Genomic DNA, 21,098 nt, shown 5'->3' with positions numbered 1-21,098 from the left:
ATGCAGGTGAGTTAGATAGTCGTTATTACTTTTTATATACAATAAAAAAGTCAAACAAATAAGAGTGCACTATTATATTAACATTGCTAATTAATCCATTAGCTTCTTATTTGTTGTTTTACAGTCATTCTGTTTATTTTCAAATATAAACGGCTAATTGTATCATGGATATAAGCCGTTTATATTTTATTAATGTGAAGTTTAATTTTATGCGCTAGTTTCTTGGCTGAATAACCAATGGCTCTAAATCAACAGTGGCATTATTACTTGCCCCTTTATGATTAGTATAGGTTTGATTTTCAAAAATAGTGTAAAATACATCAAGATAATCATCATCATTAGTCCACCATGAATCCGGCATAGCTTGAATAATTGCATTGGTTAGCTGTGGTATAATGGCATAACCTTGAACAGTAGGATCGGGAATTAATCTTAAAACGGCTTCTGCAGCGTCTAAGATAGTCCCAGCAAGATCTTTATAGTTTGTATTATCATCGTTTTCCATAAGGAGAATATCGACAGCTTGCCAACGATAGTTTTCCCACTGAACGATAATTTGATTCGGAGAGTAATTCGTGTCAGCTTCATCTAGATAGGGAAACTCTAAAATATCGAGTTGAGGTGCAATATCTGTATTTTCAGGGCTTATTCCGGATACAATAGCATAGACCTCCGCATCACCTGATATCCAAGATTCTTCTACATTTTTAAGCTTAATATTTTTAATAGCAGTCGTTGATAATGGTTCATCCGCAGAAGCAGAAAATTCACTACTCAATGTGCTTATGCCATTATTGTTCTTAGCGGAATTAAACATAGACCGCATCGTTTCGATACCTTCTTTCATTGTTTGCTCATTATTAAGTTCAATAATGAACACGGGCCTATCAGGCACTACATGGGCATCGAGTAAATGGATATTACCTGCTTCGTCAAAGGCTTCAATATAAGTCCACTGAGTGTCATTCCCTTCCGGTGCATAAGCAAATAATGGCGATTGACCCGCTTGCCACTGGCCTAACATTTTCGTATTAGCTAACCGTAAATCAATGATATTGCTGTTGTATTTTGTGATCCCTTTTAATTGTCTAATATTTTGATTAAGGTGCTTAATATTGGCATCTGTTTTTGGATCTAAATAATGAAAATTTTCAAGGTTAACACTGAGTTGATACTGATTGACTTGAGATTTTAAATGACGACGGTAGTGTTTGTAATTTATCGCAAGTTCTTTTGATATGGCTCTTTTTTCATGGGCTATTGAACTTGATAACACTTCTTTCTGGTACAGGGAAGTCACTTCAATTTTAGATTCATTCGCAACAACTTGTAATGATGTCGAAAATAAACCTATTGACGCTAAAGTTAAGGTTAAACTTGGTATCAGTTTCATGTTATTCCTTTACATTTTTTTATTGGATAGATTAAATTACGGCGCTTCTGGCTGTTCAAAAAACAACCCTTAATGGTATATCAGTTAACACTTATTTAAACAATGCGACCTTATTACTAATTAAATCAAATAAATTTATATATTATTAATACACATGATTGTTTAGTCGTTATTCAGGTCTATACTCAAATCAATATTTTTTAACGCTTTGTTAAGGTATGAGCATTTTTGACAAAAATTAAGAAAAATGAAGCTAATGCTCAATAAGCAATGAAGATAATCTAATGCATAGAGGCGTGTAAGACTTCAACAGAGAAGGCTGGGGAGTGACAACCTTGGGTTCCTTCAAGAGGAAAGTTGATGGCAATTTCTTACTTTAACAGGATAAGTATAACGATAATATTTACCTAAAAACAAGGAGATCTTATGATTATGTTTTATCGTACTTCTAAAGAGATAATGATTATAATTAGCGTTTTATTATTGTCTGCCTGCTCTAATGAAGATGATAACCAACAATGTACTGCGCCTGATTACAATGTCGATGGAACACTCACACAATATAAATCACTACATTGCTATACACCACAAGATATTCATGATGCTTATCAGTTAAATGCTCTTTATGATATGGGCTTAACTGGTGAAGGGGGACAAATAGTGATTATTGACTCCTTTGGTAGCCCAACTGCAAAAGAAGATTTATTAATGTTCCATGATACATTTTTTCCTGAACAATTATTTCCTACATTTCAAGCTCTTTTTCCATTTGGGGAGCCAAATAACGATGATAGTTGGGAAATAGAAGTATCATTAGATATTCAATGGGCCCATGCTATTGCCCCAAGAGCAAACATTGATCTCATTGTTTTACCCGATGAAGAAAATATTTATACTGAAGAAGCCATTGCCTACATTGTTGAAGAATATCCTGCTGGAACAATTGTATCGATGAGTTTTGGCGATATTGAGTCTAATTATACTGCCTTGGAAATTGAAAATTTAGAAGAAGCTTTTCAAGCTGGAGTGATGAAAGGGATAACTTTTTTTGCTTCTACTGGAGATATTGGTAGTAGCAATGGCTTCAGTGAAAAAACAGTTAGTTATCCAGCATCAAGTCCATTTGTTACTGCTGTTGGCGGTACATTCTTACAGTATGGCTGGAGCCGTTCCCCTACCAGTAATAAGCCATATTTAAATTCGGGCGATAGAAATCCCAATTATTTTAACATTAACCCTATTTTAACGCGACTTGAAACAGTGTGGAATGAACCTTGGGTAGCCTCTTCTACTGGAGGAGGAAGCAGTATTCTTTTTGATATACCCAAATGGCAAGCTTCAGTTAAAGAAACTATTTATACTAATTCTGGCAATGGTCGTGGAATACCTGATTTAGCATGGAATGCAGCGGTGAATGGTGCGGGTCTTATTTATACAGATGGTGTATGGGGAATTGAAGGTGGAACCAGTGCTTCTGTTCCGCAAGTAGCTGCATTTTTTGTGCTCATCAATCAGTATTTAGCTGAACAAGGCATGGGTTATATTGGCCACTTGAACCCTTTGCTATACCAAATTAATGATAACACAGCCTACAACGATATTTTACCTCTTTCACAAGGCACTGTATTGGCTGGAGAACAACAAAATAATCAAACATTTACATATCTTGATGACGGGACTGTTGTTTATGGTGATGTCCCTGGTTATCCAACGACAGTGGGCTGGGATATGACTACGGGCTTTGGCTCCCCAAGAGGAAAGCACTTTTTGAATGCTTTGGTGAAAGTGATGTCAGATGATGATAATTGACACAAAGAAATTTTAGAGGACAGTGATATCTTTAAAGAATATTGATGCTGATTTAACGGTTCTCATCAGTATCGAGATAAAAGGTATTAAAGGTTGGACTCATGCTCTGACAATAGATTATCGATAGTCTGATCGAGATTATCAAATTGATGTTTTTGCATATAATGTTTGAGTTTGAAAATAATATCATTACTTAATTCAATATGTGATTTTTTTTGGCGTTTTTTAATTTGTGATAATTCTTTTCGGATCATACGCCAGCCGAAGTCACTAAAATAAGCATTGAGAGAACGATTGACTTCGATAAGTAATTTATCAATATTCTCTTTATTTTTACGTTGTAAAACCAGTTGCGTCAGCAAAGGTTCCAGTAGAAAATAAGCTTGTTCTCGGTTATTAAGTGCTTCATTGAACCACTTAGGTTGAAGTGACACACTTTTAGGATTGATACGACGGTAAATTAACGGTAGAGCAAGATGTAATTCATCTTGTTTGAGTAAAAGGAGTCTGCGTCCTGCTTTCGGTGCTATTCCATGATATTGCCATTGTTCAGACATGGTCTCGACTTTTTATTATTATATTATGGTGTAACCATTTTATTTGTATGTGATGTATAAAGCAATACGGTTTAAAGATAAAGAATAAAAAGTGAATAACATAGTAACGTTATTCACTTTTTATTTCTTAACGACAATTTTAATTAATTTGAGCAGTTATCATCAGTAGTACGCCAAACTCCCCACTCGCCTGTGGTACCTGGTTCATCACCTTTGGTCCACCACTGAGCTTCCCAAGTACAGCTGTTATATGTCACCATATCGCCTTGATGATATATCGAACTAGGAGAATAATCTGTTGAACCGCCTCCCTCTTCGTTGCAATTTCCATCTGATTTTCGCCATACTCCACTTTCGTTGTTACCGGGCTCCTCGCCTTTAGTCCACCACTGAGCCTCCCAAGTACAACCTTGATAATCTACCGTATTGCCTTGAATATAGACAGTTTGTTCATCCCATAATCTTTCATCAGTATCTTTATTTTTTATTAATGAAAGTTGATAACTGGGGTTTGCTGACTGAGCAAATACCTTGTTAGCATGTATGTTTTGTGTATCGAACATATAGTGCTGCATATCTTCGCTCCAAATACCGATATACCACTTCCCTGCTTTATTGTCGTTAAATTGACCCGCAAGTAAAGCTGGCCAAGTGGTTAAGTTACCATCATTAATTACCAGTTGGACATCCGTTGTTTCATCCCCTTTTTTGTTAAAGGTACGAAAACGAACAGTATCATCCACTTCTACACCCGTAAAATCAGTACTGATAAAATAACCAAGCGATACGAGTTGATTTTCATTTGGATCCGTTGGATCGGTCGGTTCATCTGGATCGCTTGGCTCACCATTATCGCTAAACGTAATATCACTGCAGTTATAAAATCCTTCACCAGCAGCATCATCACGTTGCCAACGGGTATACAAAATAGCATCTCCGTTTCGGCCTTGAGGAACGGTTACATTGATTTTGTATTGCTTATTATTATCAACCGAGACATTACCAGCAGTATCGATTAAGGTTAAATCAGCCCAAGTTAAAGGTGTCGATGAGTCATAATTTTCATTGGTTAAATAAAATTCCCAAAAAGAGGGGTTATGGGGGGCTGTGGCATTAAAGGTCAATTCAAATTGATTATTATCATCTAAAGATACTTGTGTTCTTTGCCAATCTGGAGAGGTAATATCAAGCCCTGCTTTTTGGCTGTCTCCTGCTGAGCACAAGTGACCGTCAGTAACCACTTTTTTCACTTCCTCAATATCATTGTATGCCTTAACACCATCCAGTTCAGGGACATTTGCTGCCACTTCATTACGCTGTACAAATGGGTAAGCATTTGATAATTGATCATAAGCTAATTGACATGCTTTATTAGGGATCGAATTACTCCAAAAGCCACCGTCGTTGTAACATGTATTTTGACGTGCGCTGGGAAACTCTACCCATCCATGCCCTTGCGCAATGCTACTCATTAAAAGAGAGGGTAAAAAAACAATAGATGTTAATGTTGAAAGTGTTAGTTTCATGGGTATTCCTTTAAGTTAATATGAAAGTTAAATTTCTGAAAATAATGTTTTGGTTTTATTCTTATTTAATTTTTGGTTATTTCTTTCCAGACCCCCCACTCACCAGTTGTGCCGGGCTCTTCTCCCTGAGTCCACCATTTTGCCTTCCAGGTTTTATTGTTATAAGTCACAGTGTCATTCATTGAGTACTCTTGCGAATGCGTCCATACACTTGGAGTATTACCTTCATCATTATTATCGCCACTACAGTCCTCGACATTAATCCAAACACCCCATTTACCCGTTGTGCCTGGCTCTTCTCCTTTAGTCCACCATTTTGCAGACCAAATTTTTCCTGCGAAAGATACGGTATCCTCTGAGTGATAAGGCTTATCATTGGACCAAGCTGCGGCACTACATTCAGTTATATCATCGCGAGTGACTGTGATAATTCTTGAAAGTGACGTCGTTGCCTGCCATTGATCTTCAACGGTATAAGTGAGCGTATAGTGGCCTTCAACAGCGGTATTAACATTGCCCTGAATATTAATGTTATTGGTTAAATCACCGTCTTGGGAGTCTGTTGCACTTATCCCATCTAAAGGGGAGAAATCACTATCGATATTGATTGTTGTATCGTTTACACCAATCAATACAGGCGCGTCATTATAGACAGTGATTATCCGCTCTGCTTCTGACTTATTTCCATTACTATCTGTAACGGTATAATAAACGGTAAATACACCTTCTTGTAATGTATCAACGGTACCTGATGTATTAATATTGCTGGTAATATCATTGCCATCTGCATCTGTTGCGCTAATGCCATCAAGTGCATTAAAGCTTTCGCTTCTTTGGACACGAAGATCATAAATACCGGAAAATTTTATGTCATCATGACTTGTTTGATCATCTAAAATGAATGACGCATAATCGCTAATAAACTGATTATTATAACTTTGACCACTTGAATTCTTGCCAACATCCCAATTGACAGACCACCCCATTATTCCTTTAAGTGGATGTCCTTCATTACTTAACTGAGTAAAAGCATCATATAGATCTTGAGGGTTAAAGACATAACCATTATTAGCGGCATCAATATTGGTCGGTAAGCCAAAGACCAATCTATCATTGTCTATTTGTGTATAGCCATTCGTACCATTAATGAGTGAATCAGCAATATGGTAAATGAAATCGCTTTTAACTGAATCATTGTTTTGAGCTAACCAGCCTTTTCCATCAACCCAAATACCATCTCCTCCCTGATTGTAAAATTGAGGGTTAATAAAGTCGTAATACTCTTCTAATTGTTCAATGTAAGTAACGTAAGCTCCACCATCCCTTAAATAAGGATATTCAGGTGCCATAGTGATCATGAAATTTAAGCCCTGATCTTTATAATGCTCCTTAACTTGAATAAGCGCTTTAGGAATGACAGTATTATTATCCCCAGCACTAATCGCTGATTGCTCTAAATCAATATCAATACCATCAAAGCCATAGGTATCAACGAGTCTGATGATTTCATTTGCCAGTGCAATTTCATCACCGCTAGACAACTCAATATGAGCATCTGCGCCACCTAATGACAATACAACACTGCGCCCTTGCTCATTGAGTTCACTTATTTGTTGAATAAAGTCACCTTCACTCATACCCAGTTGTGATTTAAGATCGGTACTTAATGTAAAAGTGGGTATAGAGGAATCACCACTCGCTGTCATAAAAGACACCGCAACCACATTATATTTGCTATTAATATCGGTTAACGAAATACAAGGTGAGATACCACTTTGATAGCCTTGGCTATTACACCAATTATGCCAATATCCCATAAGAACATTACCTTTTTGCTCTGGCATAATATTGTTTGCTTGTGCATTAAAAGAGGCAGCAATAATACATGACAGTATTTTTTTATTTATCTTCATTAATCATTCCCTATTTATATTTTTTGAAATTGAATTTTATAAAATATAAATAAAATTCATTTATCTCTTTTAAGAGTACATTTATTCATTATGTTAAATAGAACTGCTTATTTTAAAAATAAGTAATCACATCGGTATTATCATTATTATTGCTGAACCTTTGCTGATCATTTTTGTGCATTTATGGTTAACTATGTTTAATCTTTGTTTTTAACAAAAAAACAAGAGGTTAAGTATTGATTAAGGAAGTAATTGGATTTATTTGGTGAGCAATGACTAAATCGTAATGAATAAGCAGTAATAAGAGGGTTATATTTAATTAAAAGTCAATAAGCAAAGTAAATGAAATGGCTTTGCTTATTGACGTATATAATAAATTTATTATAACCTAAAGTGGTTTTAGCCAATTTGTATTAAAAGAAACCCCATTTCCTCCTGTATACAGTGTGTGAGTATACCATTCAGCCGTGGCATTCCAATGAAAGATATCATTACTGGTGAAATATATTCTTTCATTTACGATATAGGTTTTTAAATTAAAGTTAAAGTTACCAGAAACGGTATTATTTGACCCCGCCCAAATAGCCTCTGCTGAGTATTGAATACCATTGGCAGAGATAGAGGGAATTGATCCTAATTTAGCTTTTTGAAAAAGCTTTTGACTGACCCAATCACTAATTGATTTGTATTTATTTAAATGGTAATCCCATTTTGCATCATAACCTGTATTGGATCGAGTTGTTGTGGCCCAGTCACTTAAATTCGTGCTTTGTGATTGGCTTGTTGAATATGAAATTTTTCCTCCCATCGAGGGTTTTTCAGAGACGCTAGCATTAATGTCATAACTCATACCAGAAGTCGTTGACACTGTAGTTGAACCATTTTGATTTTCTGGCACACGTCTGTAAAGTAGCATACCAGCTGATGTCGAAGGTTCTACCGTTATTTCTGGTCGAACCTGTTTTAAATAATAACCTCTATGTGATTCACTATTACTAGATAAAGTGGGGTTTGCACTGCCCCATGGACTGACAAAAATACTGGTGCCAGAGTCGGTGCGATATGCCGCATAAGAAAAACCATGGACGACATTTAAAATGGCGCCATTATTATTCTGATAATAAACAGGGTTTGTAGTGACTATTTCATTAGTGCAAAGTTGCTCTTGTTTTGCTTCTGCTGGGCAAGGGTAGCCAATTTGCCCACCTGATGAACCAGAGTTTATCTGCATTAGTGCTGCAGGTGTTGATGGCGTTAATAAAGTATTAATTGACTCTGAAATTTGTTGAAAGGCCTGTTCTTTTTGGTAATCCAGCATATCATCAAACTTAGTAGGAAGTACCTTGTCATTTTCAGAATATAAGGTATTTATTTGGCTTAATATTATATTACCTTGCTCTTGTTGACTTAAATCTTGGATATTGTGTTCAACTAAAGGGGATTGCTGACCAAAAGTGATTGTTCTGTTGGGTGCATTTAAGTTTGGTTTGATAATCACGACTTCCGCATTAAAAAACATAGGGTAGCTTTTTAGCTGATTTTTATGCATATTTTCTAATACGATGACTTTATTTTGTTTAATCGCCTCTTTGACGACTAAATCGACCTTCTCGTTATCCTTGTTATCTTTTAAATTAGCATAGACAACATCCGCACTACTGACTTCTTTTTCTATGGTGTTTTTTTCCTCGGTAAGGGCTGTGGATTGAGTATCCATTAAATTAATATCATTACTGTTATTTTTTACGGTTGTTATTTGGTTGTTTTGTTCAAGTGCGCTTGATAAGTAAGTTTGATTCCCTCCTATGCGCAAAATATTTTTATGTTCTAGTGTATTTTGGATGTTTTCTGCATATACGTTTGAGGTTAAAAAAAGAATACAAACTGTAATAAACTTTGTTTTTTTTGTGTATATAAAATTCATATTTAACTCCATTTTATATTTATAATTAAGATCGTTTATATTTTATTATATGTAGGGTTTATAATTTTTTATTTGTCTTTAACACCTCCTTACTTTATTTATCAAAAAATCGATTCATTGTTATTTTTTATATCAAAGTGTTTATTGATTATTATTCTTGTCGTTACTTATCACAACAACATCAAGGTTAACATAGTTTAATTTGACACGGTTATGACTATAACTATTTGAATATTAGAAAATAAATATAAAACAAATGAATGTGAAACTATTAATTCATAAACATTTACAGTTTAATTTATTAACAATAATAAGAGATTTTAATTTCATTACCTACCAAAGTTAACAAGTTGCAAACAAAGATTTATTTCTGTTTAAATACTGATTTTTATTTGTCAATTTACGTCATTTTGCTTTGTAACTATGAATAATAAAAAGCGCGCATATAAAGCTATTTATTAGTCAAATAAAATGTTTAACCACTTTATTTATATTTTGATACTAGAAGTAAGTGGTGAAGGTTTCTGTATTCTTATCAATAGATACGTTACTTCTCTTACAATGATATTTAAAAATTATTGATTAAATCCTTCTCTTTTTAAGGTGCCTTTTAAGTTTAGCAATAACCCTTTCAGTATTCTTGAAGCAATAAATAAAATTGTGTTCTCAGATTATTTTTCTTTACCGCTCGTCATTAGCGGATACATATGATATTGAATAAAAAACACAACAATAAGATGGTTAACCATCTTATTGTTGATAGTCTTGAACCGTAGTCCAACTAGAAACAAGAAAGATAAGGTTGGTTTAAATAGCATCAATTTCCTACTAGATAACCAAAAATAATAATGCACTTTCCTATCATTTGATGCCATCTGTAACAAAATAGCATCTGTTACTTTTGAATAATTAATCACAAATTAGTCACTTACATATTTGGTTTAAATTCAGTATTCCATAAGAGGAATAACCTCTTTCCTTTTTACAATCATCTCTACCAGTGATAATGACAATTATCACTGGTAGAGATGGGCTTTTATGCTATAATATTGAGCAATAAAGAGGCTAAAATAACATCTTTAATCAAAACCTTATTCTTACTATTTTGTTTAAAAAAGGTAAGAATCAAAATACATCAATAAAAAAGGCCTGAATGAAAAACACGATTAAGCATACTTATTCAGTATTAGGGGAAAATAAAGATAACACTGGATTAGTAACAGATAGAGACAAATTCTACAAGGAGAGTGAGCTCCCCTTGTCCATTTTGGATGATTTTCAAAATGCTGCTCAAGAAACACGCTATGAAATATCCGATAATACACGCCGTATATATCAGTCCAGCTTTTCTATTTTTGAACAGTATTGTCAACAACATGAACTTAATGCTTTGCCTGCTGATCCTAGAACAGTGATCTCTTTTATTGGGCAACAAAAAGACATGATCCAAGCTTCCACAGGTAAGCAACTATCAAAGCAAACATTAACAACCCGCTTAGCGGCGATTCGTTTTTATCATATTCAAGCTGGTTATCATTCTCCTAGTGAACATCCTTTGATCTTACGGGTTATGAGAGGGCTTAGCCGAAATCAGCAGAGAAAAACAAGCGTTTATGATCAACAACCCATTATGTATGATGAATTAGAATTATTAATTCAAGTCATTGATAATCAACCGCAAAAATTAACACGTACTCGTGATAAGGCTATTTTACAATTAGGCCTGCAAGGGGGATTTCGCCGTTCAGAACTAGCCAATATCGAAGTGGATCATATTGCATTTTTAAGAGATAAACTGAGAGTTCGCCTCCCCTACTCTAAAAATAACCAACAAGGTCAGAAAGAATGGAAAGTCCTTCCTAAATCAGAGCCTTTCTCTGCTTATGATGTCGTTAAAGACTGGATGACACTTGCTAAGATTGAAAGTGGCCATTTATTTCGTTCTTTGTCCAGAGATGGGCAGACCATAAGGCAATATCAAGTTCAAAGTGATGTGGAGAATGCCCAAGTTAGCTGTCGCCAATCTGGTTTTCTAACTGGCGATGATATTTATCAAGTGATTAAAAAGTACTGCCAAAAGGCAGGATTAAATGCAGCGTTTTTTGGTGCGCACAGTTTACGAAGTGGTTGTGTTACTCAACTTTATGAAAACGATAAAGATCATCTATATATCATGTCTCGAACTGGACACAATGATCCTCGTTCACTGAAACACTATTTAAAACCTAAAGATTAGTTATGTGTCGCAATTAGTGATTTTGGATTTTATATGATTAAAGAAAAAGGCGTAACTTTGTATATTGTTCGCCTTTCTCTTTATTGATTCGCTGTATTAAATTATCAAATAAGAATACAACGTTTAAAAAGCGGTGATTGTTTCGATATACCAACTTGATTCTGTATCATTTTTGCCCGCATCACCGCTTACATATGCTGTTCCATTTTGCTCATAGAACCACATATAATCATCCCAACGTTGGCTCAATAATTTACTGACCCCTAAATCTGTTTGTATTTCATAGCTGGCATTTAATGGTGTATCAGCTAATTTTACTTTTCCAGAAAAAGTAGCATAACTTAAGAAAAGATCAGGGTTATCTTTTGCTCTAAAATAAGCAGTATCATTATCACTGATATTAACCTGAATAAGTGCTAATGGCTCACCTTCTTCGACGTAAATAATCGCATTATCTTCCAGAGTATTTGAATCTAATGTCATCGCTTCATCATTAATCACACTAACAATGTTAACCAATTTACCTAAATCTGCCTCTTTTTCTTCTGGTAACCAATCATCACTTGGAGTCAACCAAGTCGTGGCATTTTTCCACTTCCAATTATATGGAATGTCCATATGGGGATCATTGACATCTTCATAGCCAGATTCAACTTCAATATTGAACATGCAAGTTAATCTATCCTCTTCGAGTTGCTCAACTTTTTCTTGTTGATCACCTGACTCAACACCAATATCAATCATACATTGCTCTTGGGTATAATTGGGGTCAAGATCATCTAACATAGCCACATAAGTAGTATCTTGATTTGTTTTCTCATCATACCAAGATAGCGCTGATAAGGTGTCGATTGCTAACCAATTATCAACTAATGTTTGTGCTTCAGATAAAGCAACAGCTTCCCTTTCTTCAATCGGTGTCCCCATGGTTCTAAAAAAAGCTGCCCATAAATCTTTACTGGCTTCTGTGGCAACTAAAGCGATATCTTTCATGTTGCTTGCTTTGTAACTATCCCAACCCGTTTGGAAACGAACACCTTGTTTCCAAATCACATCATCACTACTGTAATCTAAGACTTCTTTTGAGTCGTGAGTATGCTGCTCTGAACCTTCAGCGCACAAATAACTTTTGACTTGATAAACGGTTTCGTAATTATCACTATCTAGTCTTACAGTATGCTCTGGACTAAAAGAATCTTGGAATAAATGTACCGCTCTTCCAAATAAAAAGTATTGGTGATTCACATTTTCTTTAGTAGAATAAGCGCCTCCATCCCATACTTTTATTTGCTGATCCGTCGCCATTGCTGCATCAACAAAATGCTCAATGAAGCGTGCTTGAGAGCGGATTGCAGCATCAATACCCCCTTGGTTTCCCAAGTCATCGTAACGACGCATATAGTGATCTTTTTGTAATTCAGCGGGTTCTTGTGAGACAACATCAAAGCAATTCACATTTCCTAAACTCGATGACGTCACATTAAATCCTCCTAAGTCTACCCAACGTTGTCCTAAAATAGTTGAATGAATAAATTGATAGGTGGATTCATAGCGTGTATCACTTAAAGTGCTTTCCATTAGCTGATTAATTTCATTTAGTGCGAGACTATCAAGCTGTGTATTATAAGAAAGCCCTGCAGACCAGTGACTTCTGGGATCATTTGGATCTGGGGTCGTAATAGGATCATTTCCTATTACTTCAAATGCAGACATGCGTGTCAACCATTCATGACCCATTGGAACACCACTACCTATAAAGTCGACGCTTGCGCCACTTTGAGTAAACGCATGAACAGGTAAAAAAGCTTGTATACTAATCAGTAACGGACAGGTGACTTTTAATGCCAACTTCATTTGATATTTCCCTTATGTTTTATGATTAAGGCACACATGATTGCCCCATACAACGGTCTATATATCGATAGGGATACTGCTGCAATCCAGTACAGAAATTCAATTTTGATTTTAATAATGCGTATTGCTCGAATATTATGCTTCATTCGAAATGAAATACAATGTTACATTTTAACATTATTTGATATGATCCTACCCGTATTAAGTCACAAATTAAACTCAAAAAATCAACTTAATGCTAACTTGGTTGAACTTTAAACAAGCCAGCAGAAGGTTAATGATATTTTTATAGAAAAAAAGAGATAAATGACTAAAGGTAAGCACGTCAATATTAATACTTTTTGTTTATTGATTTAAAAATAGCAGGATTTTGGTGTGAGGAAGCTCCCTGGTACACATTGTCCCTTGAATGTAGGCCTTGTGTACCAGGAATGAAGGTTAACTGCAGACTTGATTTCGTCCTTTCTTTTTTGCCTTATATAAGGCTTCGTCCGCTTTTTTTAAGGTTTGAGTAAATGAATGGCCTGCCAACCTTTCTGCTGTGCCAATTGAAATGGTGACTTTAACCGCTTTATATTTTTTTGTAGAATTGGTTTTCCGTTTAGCTTTTGTTTGTGTTTTTCGTTTTTCATCCCTGAGAACAATATTATAATCTTGAATGGCCTGTCTAACAGCATCAAGGTGGGGGATAACGTAATGGGTATCTTTTCTTGGGAAGATAATCGTGAACTCTTCTCCACCATAGCGAAAAACTTTTCCTCCCCCTGACACATTTAATAATTTAGAAGCCACTAACTTTAATACTTGATCACCCACATCATGGCCGTAAGTATCGTTAAATTTTTTAAAGTGATCAATATCTAACATGGCTACACTGTATTTTCTGCCTAATGATAGAGATAAATTAAACAATGCTCTTCTTGACGGTAAACCTGTTAATTCGTCCCGATAAGCTAAAAAATAAGAATCTACTAAAATAGTAATAAGATAAACAATAGCAAGAATAGACAATAAATAGGATAAAGGCAGCCATTGAGGTTGATAATAATGCATAATCCATATTGCAAGTGAAATAAAAATAGCTGAATTGACTAAATTCGTATGGCGAATAGCATTAAAACTGACAATCGCTGAACAGATAATCATAGGGATTAACAGTTGATATTGGGGTTTCAACCCCGTTGTTAATAGTAAACTGATCTGTTGATCGTAACGGTTTAGTAGCCAAAACCATAGGAAACCGAATCCAAGACACATACTAATTAAAAATAATCGCATAATGCCGTGACTTGATAAAATACCCCTATCTTTTACCGTAGCGAATAAGCTAATCACCAATGCTCCAGCAATGACAACAGGCTTATCACTAAACATGTTCAGTGATAATGTGAATAAATTATTTTGATAAAGCGCATAATATCCCATGAACAATACAGATAAAAAAGCAAGTCGGCTTCGATTAAACTGTAAGGCAATAAAGGCGGTAATGATTAATAACCAATAAGGAAGGGATGAAATAATGTCAGTCCATATATTTAAATTAGCTTGGTATACCTGGCTTAATGTTATCGCCATAACGGTTAAAAGCACCGGAATGAGTAGATGCCTAAATCTGTGATATAAGAATGTCAAACTTAACCTCTATTAAATGCAAGAGAACGAATAAAAAGACCCTCGGGGTAGTTTAAGTAAACCCCTACTTTGAGTTTAAAGGCGACCAGAGCCTTATCCTTATGAAATACATTTCAATTGAAAATATATAGCTAGTTATCGTTTAGTTTTACCTTTTTTCATACACGGTAAAACTAAACATGGTTAAATATAATGTCTAAGTTATTTATGTTTAACTGGTATGAGCTGGACTCATCATTGTAAGTGTATTAATCAAACGACTATTTGAATTTGGTGCTGGTGGATTTTTAACATGGCCGAGGTCATGATTATTTTCTGGCATGCTGGCAAGCTTTATACCTAGATTAGATTTATCGATTGATTTGGCTATAGTTATAATTAAATAATCAGTTAGGATTATGTATGATAACAAATGTAAAAAGCATCAAGAAGAATTCATGTAATAAATTGTTTTTATTTGCTTTTTTATTTATTGCCACTCCATTATTTGCCGTAGATATGGATGAAAAAACTAAACAAACGCATATCATTCGATTAAATGATACTGCAAACTTTATTCATAATGGAGAAGCCGCAAATCCCACTCCCCCTTATTACCTAGGAAACGCAGAGCAGCAAGAAATTTATTCCGATGAAGAGTTATCTCAAGCATTCACAGCCATTGCAGTCTCTAAAAATGGAGAGCTGTTTTCTTCCTCAATCAGTATTGATGATTTAAAACAGTTCAATAACCAAACATATTTAGAACAATACTCTGACTATTTTCAAGATAAGATGCAGCAATCCAGTGCATATTACAGTGGAACATTTAATATTGATAATATCATCAAGCCTATGGTTATTATGGGAGAAGATAATAGAAAACAAGTCACAAACCCTGCACTGAGTTCTCCTTATTGGCTTATCGGAAGAATTGATGTGGGCTGCACAGGCACATTAATTGGTAAAAGCCATGTATTGACTGCGGGACATTGTATTGCTGATGGAAATGGTAACTGGTACAGTAACTTAGATTTCACAACGGCACAAAATGGTCATTACAAGCCATGGAATAAATGTTCATGGAAAAAGGCTATTACAACAGAAGCTTGGTTTAAGGAAGGAAATTCTAATTTTGATTATGGACTCATTGTACTTGATTGTAATGCAAATGGTGGTTCGTTAGGTTTTGGCCCCTATGTATCTGGGACACACAGTATTACCGGTTATGCAAGTGAGAAACCTTATGCGACGATGTGGACAGATTCTGGTCCTGTGACTTCAACACCTTATAGATTATGTTATCAAATAGATACTTCAAATGGTGTGAGTGGCAGTGCAATTGTCGACAGCCAAGGTTATGTACGAGGGGTACATACAACAGGCTCTCCTACCAAAAATTGTGGTACTAGAATTACCTATGAAGTCTACAGCACACTTCACTACTGGATGGAGCTTTACCAATAAAATGAGTTTGTTAAAGTGCGAATATTCATGATAAATAATTATTTTATGCGTTATTTTCTTAAAAAAAATCCTTAGTTAGACAATTGTGATGCTGAAATATAATACTACTTTACTGATTTTAAGATAAATAACCTGCCTGATTGTCTATTGCGTGTTGACATCAATTTTTTTAACGATATGATTTTTAATAAATATTTTTAATTAAGGGATCTACTTTGGATATAAAAGCAAAAGTTGAAACGACTCTTCAACAGCAAATGTCTGAAATCCAAACGTTATCTGAGCAACTAGCAACATATTTGCGTCGATTACCATTAAAAGAATGTCAACTCTTCCAATTACCTTCATTTGAAAAAGAAGATGAACTCGAGCAACCTGCGCATATTTCAGTGTCTTCACTCACAGGAAAAGCGGCATTTGAAAGCTCCCTTCATTCTCTTACGGCTTACTATGCAAAAGATAATACATCTGAAAAGGAATACAGCACAAGACTCGTCAGACGTTACCCTGGTTTCATTCAATTTGATTTAGACAGCTGCCCCAACGCAATAGAGCAAGTGATTAATCAGTTAAACATAACCAAACAACATTTTATGCATTACTTAAAAAGCAATACTAAAGATCATCAGCAGCAATGGGATCTTATCCATTACCTTTTTAAACGCATTATGACACATCAATTAAAACGTCAAATATTGATTGCTGACTCACCTACAACCCCAGATCGTCTCCGTTTTTATTGGGCGAAAAAAGTCAGTTCCCCCAAAGTAACGAAAAAGCAAGCACTTAATCAATTAGAAAAATTACTTCATCAAGCTTCTTTATCCAAAGAGTCTGAAAATAAAATACAGTCAATACAGTTACAAATCAATAGCTTACACACGTGCAATGATAAGCTCATTATACGACGTCCTGTTCGTATTAAGCCAATGATTAAATTATCCTATAAAAATGCATACGGCTCCGAACCTTGTACTCACCTTCGTCCGAAAGAATGCAGTGCAACGACTCCTGTACTGGTATTTTCAAAAAACACACTCAAAGTCACGCCACTCGATGATTATTATAAACCAGAAATAGAGAAAATTAGTGAATATGAAGCTGACTTAATTAGTCCACAACTCTATTTATATCGAAGCCAAGCTCAATGATTTATATCATTTTTATGTATAGCTTTCACTTTAAAACACTTTACTTGTTCATCGTAAATGAAAGTCAGCACATTGTTAATACTCTTTATTTGATCGTCATCATAATGAGAAACATAAAGCAGTTGGCTTAAGTTTTCTTTTGCAATCAATTCGACTGTATTTTTAACGAGCCTTCGACCAATATAATCTAGTCCTTGATAAGGCTCATCTAAAATTAATAATTTAGGCTGTTTGACTAATGCGCGAGCAATAAGCAATAATCGCTGTTGGCTGTAATCTAACTGTCTAAAACGGGTTGTTTCATATTGACCCATATGTAAAATGGTTAACCATTCTTTAGCGAGTTGTTTTTCTTGACGAGTCGGTTCAGTATAAAGGCCGATTGAATCATAAAAACCTGATAATACAACCTGTAAGGCACTACAACTCACTCGGTATTGTAAGTGTAGTGAAGCAGAAACCATCCCTATTTGCTTTTTAATTTCCCAAACTGTTTCACCTGTACCTCTTTTTCGCCCAAAAATATCGATATCATTACTGTAGCACTGTGGATGATCGCCAAAAATGAGACCGAGTAATGTAGGGCCCTTGAATTTGCCAATGCTGACCATTGTCTATGCGCCAATTGATACCGGTAAAAATAATATTATCAAGATAATTAACCTGTCCTTGCTTAATTTCAAAAACAGGATCATCAAATTCAGTATGATATTGATGACGACGAATAAGAGCGATCATTTGCTCACTTTGTTGAATAGACTGTGCTTTTATCTGAGATATTAATGGATGTTGTTCCCAGGTGGTTTTATTCATGACGCCTTTAAATTCACCTTGATTAAAAAGGGCCACATTATCAATCCACTCAGGCATATCCTCTTCTCTTGAAAAAATCACTAACATTTGTATTGGGCTTTTTTCCCTTACAGATAGCTTAGTCAGATAGCGGATCAAGGATTGTCTATGCTCTACATCTAACCCATTAAAAATATTATCAATAATTAACAGTTCAGGTTCTATAGCCAAGGCTCTACCTAACATGACACGCCGAGTTTCACCAGTAGAAAGCTGCCTAAAACCATGTCGCCGTAAATGCAACAGGTCTAATTCTTGTAATAAATCTTGAGTCAAACTCTCATCGTGACACAGCTGATAGATAAGAGAATAAACATTGCGTCCAATATCAATGACATCATGCAAATTAGTTTCATCATTTTTAATATCATTTAACAATATCGGCGGCTGAGCAGATTTAACCCATTACAGGCTAAGCGTTTTTCTATGTAAAACCGCTCTTTCTGAGTTAGATGTTTACCACCCATGAAATAAAACCCTTATTAAATAACTCAACACGAAATATTATGCTTATTTCATATTAAGTTGAAATGTGAGTCCATGTGCATTTCATTTTGGCTTTGGGGGTAAAAAAGAGGTCAATATGACCAAATATTAGGCTTTATGGAAAAAAGAATGTTTATACTACTTATTACACGCCCAGTTGTTGATCTTAATGGTTTAGGTATTGGCTTGTTTGTTAGAGAAGGTTTCTCATCCAATTGCCACGGTGAGAATGTCGCACTTCTCGAAAAATACGCCTTATACACTAAAGCCTAAAACAGCATGACAAAATAAAAGCTATTTATTCACTAAAGGACTAGTTCCATGAAAAAAATGTCTCGCCTCAATACTTTTCTCTGGCTATCACTAATAAACCTTAGCCTTAGTAACCTACTTGGCTGCAATGACAATAGCTCAAGTTCGGATAGCACCGAAAGCCTGAATGTTGTTTACCTCGGCACAGAAACCACCGATACAGATATTTCAGAACTACTCTCAGAGAAATTCACCCTATACAGTACTTCGGAGGATTTATCATCAGATACAGATATTGCAGCTATCTTTATTGGTGGGGAACATATTGATGACGTTTTGTCCAGTAGTCTGAATGAGGCTTTCATTAAAACCGTACTGAATCAGGGTAAACCTGTCACTCTCATACAAGCCGACGGTGAACATACCAATAAGCTGATGGCTCATTTGGGCTTTTCCGATATCTATGCAGTTGGACTGGATACGCTTACATGGCGAGAATTACGTTTGGTAGACGAAATACCTATTTGGACCAACCATCGGCATGAAATTCCCTCTACAGAGACTGTCGGCGATAGTGACTTTATTACGGAATTAAATAGACAAGCCATCGCTCACTCGATTGAAGATTTAATTGCTGAAATCAAACAAGCAAGCAGCCCCACCTCAGCTGCAGTACTTAACATCAATGAGCTAAAGGATCTTGCCGCTAACAGTAATAGCCCCAAACAGATCACCACAGAGCAAGGAGAAACGCTACTCAAGCCTGTAGAAACCACTAACGAAGTCGATGATGGTAATCTGATACATAATATCGTCACTCCACAATCAAGCACCGATATTTATCGAATTTATTATGACGACGATTATTATAGCTGTGATGAGCTAAACACATCCAATTGCGCCAGCATCGCATCTGACTACCCCAATAGCCGCTATAGCGTTTATGTCTACACCTATACCGTATATTCTGAAGATCTCGACACTGACTTCCATATTGTAAAAGTATCCGCAACGCTGGCAATGGATAATGCCTATACGCATGATGATAAGAACCAGCGCTCCTGGTTTGCAACCGAATATGGTTTGCACAGCGTATTAAGATATCATAGGCCGGGTAACCCCACCTGCGGTTATCTTTTCACCCCGACAGATGGCGGGCTGGAAATATGTAACAGCAGCTATAATTGTAACAATGTGCTTCAATCCTATGATGGGCTAGGCTTTGTAGAGTCATCTCCTGCTACACAAACTAACTGCAGTACGTCTTCATATACCACATCACTGACTGAATCAATCAGCGGCACTACCCAAATAGGCTCATCAAACACGACCTCTGTTACGGGAGGAATGAGTTTTGCCACATCAGAATCTAACACCGTCGCATCCCTGTGCATCTCGAATATATCCAATTCCACAGCATACTCTGAAATGGCGGCGTTGTTTAAAATGCCTTCACCTGATGTAAAGAGCAATAGCTCCTGCTATACCAAGGTGGAATCACCCTCTAACCAAGCCAGAAGTACCTTTGAAGGCCGTAATTTTTATGTTTGGTCAACCAGCCGAAGTATTCGCGACACTCAAGCCAGCCTAGGCTATGACAAGCTGGAAATATGCGGCGGACTTTACTACAAATGGAAAAAAGAAAAAATTCACGCTAAATGTACTTGGGGAAGTGGCAGAGGAAAAAGAGATACATCAACCTGGTATGGTTATCAATCCTTCCAAAATACATTTCAGTTAACACCAATCAATTAAATAGGGCTCTTTCCACTTTCTTTTTCTTGTTGGTATGGAAGTCAGGATACATAGGGGGATAATGAGTTGACGCTGTTGTATATGCTCTGGATACTTAAAGTAGTACGATAAGTTATCCCACTTTCGAGGCCAAGCGTTGATAACAATGGATAATCATTACCCCATTTAGCCTCAAGTTCATCCAGTGCTATCTCGGCAGTTCCTTCATAACGGCTCGATAAACAAGTTTTAAATCAGCCATAAAGGCTTTTTGATGCTTTGATGCGACATATTTCATCAATTTGATGTTTCTTAATAAGCTGAGTTGCAAGG

At 35.8% G+C, this 21,098-nt stretch carries 15 protein-coding genes and 1 pseudogene; 6 read left to right on the top strand and 10 right to left on the bottom strand.

The annotated features are described in order from the left end of the window. Positions 1-214: 214 nt before the first annotated feature. Positions 215-1,393 carry a DUF3103 family protein gene (locus Q0976_RS18520; RefSeq protein ID WP_299495361.1) on the bottom strand — a complete coding sequence of 393 codons (1,179 nt, stop codon included), beginning with the start codon at positions 1,391-1,393 and terminating at the stop codon, positions 215-217. 426 nt (positions 1,394-1,819) lie between these two features. On the opposite strand from Q0976_RS18520, the gene Q0976_RS18515 reads away from it, so the two are divergent. After that, entirely contained in the window at positions 1,820-3,202 is a 1,383-nt protein-coding gene (locus Q0976_RS18515; RefSeq protein WP_299495360.1) for a S53 family peptidase, read from the top strand. An 86-nt stretch (positions 3,203-3,288) separates the two neighbouring features. Here the strand turns inward: Q0976_RS18515 and Q0976_RS18510 are convergent, their stop codons facing one another. The 4 genes from Q0976_RS18510 to Q0976_RS18495 form a co-directional block, all read right to left on the bottom strand. Continuing rightward, entirely contained in the window at positions 3,289-3,759 is a 471-nt protein-coding gene (locus Q0976_RS18510; RefSeq protein WP_299495359.1) for a hypothetical protein, read from the bottom strand. 143 nt (positions 3,760-3,902) lie between these two features. Beyond that, positions 3,903-5,285: a lytic polysaccharide monooxygenase gene (locus tag Q0976_RS18505; RefSeq protein ID WP_299495358.1), complete on the bottom strand. Its 1,383-nt coding sequence runs from the start codon at positions 5,283-5,285 to the stop codon at positions 3,903-3,905. A gap of 65 nt (positions 5,286-5,350) precedes the next feature. After that, on the bottom strand, positions 5,351-7,198 hold the full coding sequence (locus Q0976_RS18500; RefSeq protein ID WP_299495357.1) for an immunoglobulin-like domain-containing protein: 1,848 nt from the start codon (positions 7,196-7,198) through the stop codon (positions 5,351-5,353). Between the two features lie 388 nt (positions 7,199-7,586). After that, positions 7,587-9,122, bottom strand: coding sequence for a hypothetical protein (locus Q0976_RS18495; RefSeq protein ID WP_299495356.1), 1,536 nt, complete (start codon positions 9,120-9,122; stop codon positions 7,587-7,589). Between the two features lie 1,153 nt (positions 9,123-10,275). Between Q0976_RS18495 and Q0976_RS18490 the strand changes: the two genes are divergently transcribed. Beyond that, entirely contained in the window at positions 10,276-11,358 is a 1,083-nt protein-coding gene (locus Q0976_RS18490; protein WP_299495355.1) for a tyrosine-type recombinase/integrase, read from the top strand. A 123-nt stretch (positions 11,359-11,481) separates the two neighbouring features. Here the strand turns inward: Q0976_RS18490 and Q0976_RS18485 are convergent, their stop codons facing one another. Together Q0976_RS18485 and Q0976_RS18480 are read right to left on the bottom strand one after the other, a co-directional pair. Next, a complete protein-coding gene (locus Q0976_RS18485) occupies positions 11,482-13,212 on the bottom strand; it encodes a hemolysin D (RefSeq protein WP_299495354.1) in 1,731 nt (576 codons plus the stop codon). Between the two features lie 438 nt (positions 13,213-13,650). After that, the gene (locus Q0976_RS18480; RefSeq protein WP_299495353.1) at positions 13,651-14,787 is read right to left on the bottom strand and encodes a GGDEF domain-containing protein; all 1,137 of its coding nucleotides are present in this window, start codon (positions 14,785-14,787) and stop codon (positions 13,651-13,653) included. Between the two features lie 459 nt (positions 14,788-15,246). Here Q0976_RS18480 and Q0976_RS18475 point away from each other — a divergent pair, with 459 nt between their 5' ends. Both Q0976_RS18475 and Q0976_RS18470 read left to right on the top strand, forming a co-directional pair. Beyond that, entirely contained in the window at positions 15,247-16,290 is a 1,044-nt protein-coding gene (locus tag Q0976_RS18475) for a trypsin-like serine protease (RefSeq protein ID WP_299495352.1), read from the top strand. 215 nt (positions 16,291-16,505) lie between these two features. Beyond that, a complete protein-coding gene (locus Q0976_RS18470; protein WP_299495351.1) occupies positions 16,506-17,441 on the top strand; it encodes a DNA replication terminus site-binding protein in 936 nt (311 codons plus the stop codon). On the opposite strand, the gene Q0976_RS18465 is transcribed toward Q0976_RS18470, so the two are convergent. Both Q0976_RS18465 and Q0976_RS18460 read right to left on the bottom strand, forming a co-directional pair. Next, positions 17,435-18,052 (bottom strand): ATP-binding cassette domain-containing protein, encoded by a 618-nt coding sequence (locus Q0976_RS18465; RefSeq protein WP_299495350.1) that lies wholly within the window; start codon positions 18,050-18,052, stop codon positions 17,435-17,437. The genes Q0976_RS18470 and Q0976_RS18465 overlap by 7 nt on opposite strands. After that, complete coding sequence (locus Q0976_RS18460) at positions 17,976-18,671, bottom strand: ATP-binding cassette domain-containing protein (protein WP_299495349.1); 696 nt, start codon at positions 18,669-18,671, stop codon at positions 17,976-17,978. Before Q0976_RS18460 ends, Q0976_RS18465 begins: the two co-directional genes overlap by 77 nt. Before the next feature lie 237 nt (positions 18,672-18,908). Between Q0976_RS18460 and Q0976_RS18455 the strand changes: the two genes are divergently transcribed. Next, the gene (locus Q0976_RS18455; protein ID WP_299495348.1) at positions 18,909-19,052 is read left to right on the top strand and encodes a hypothetical protein; all 144 of its coding nucleotides are present in this window, start codon (positions 18,909-18,911) and stop codon (positions 19,050-19,052) included. A 48-nt stretch (positions 19,053-19,100) separates the two neighbouring features. Then, entirely contained in the window at positions 19,101-20,786 is a 1,686-nt protein-coding gene (locus Q0976_RS18450) for a hypothetical protein (protein WP_299495347.1), read from the top strand. 78 nt (positions 20,787-20,864) lie between these two features. Here Q0976_RS18450 and Q0976_RS18445 read toward each other — a convergent pair. Next, positions 20,865-21,093 (bottom strand): annotated as a pseudogene (locus tag Q0976_RS18445) (transposase); the annotation flags it as partial. Positions 21,094-21,098 lie beyond the last annotated feature (5 nt).

It is taken from the genome of uncultured Shewanella sp. (assembly GCF_947501665.1).
Lineage (GTDB): Bacteria > Pseudomonadota > Gammaproteobacteria > Enterobacterales > Shewanellaceae > Shewanella.
This window is presented reverse-complemented; position numbering and strand designations above follow the sequence as displayed.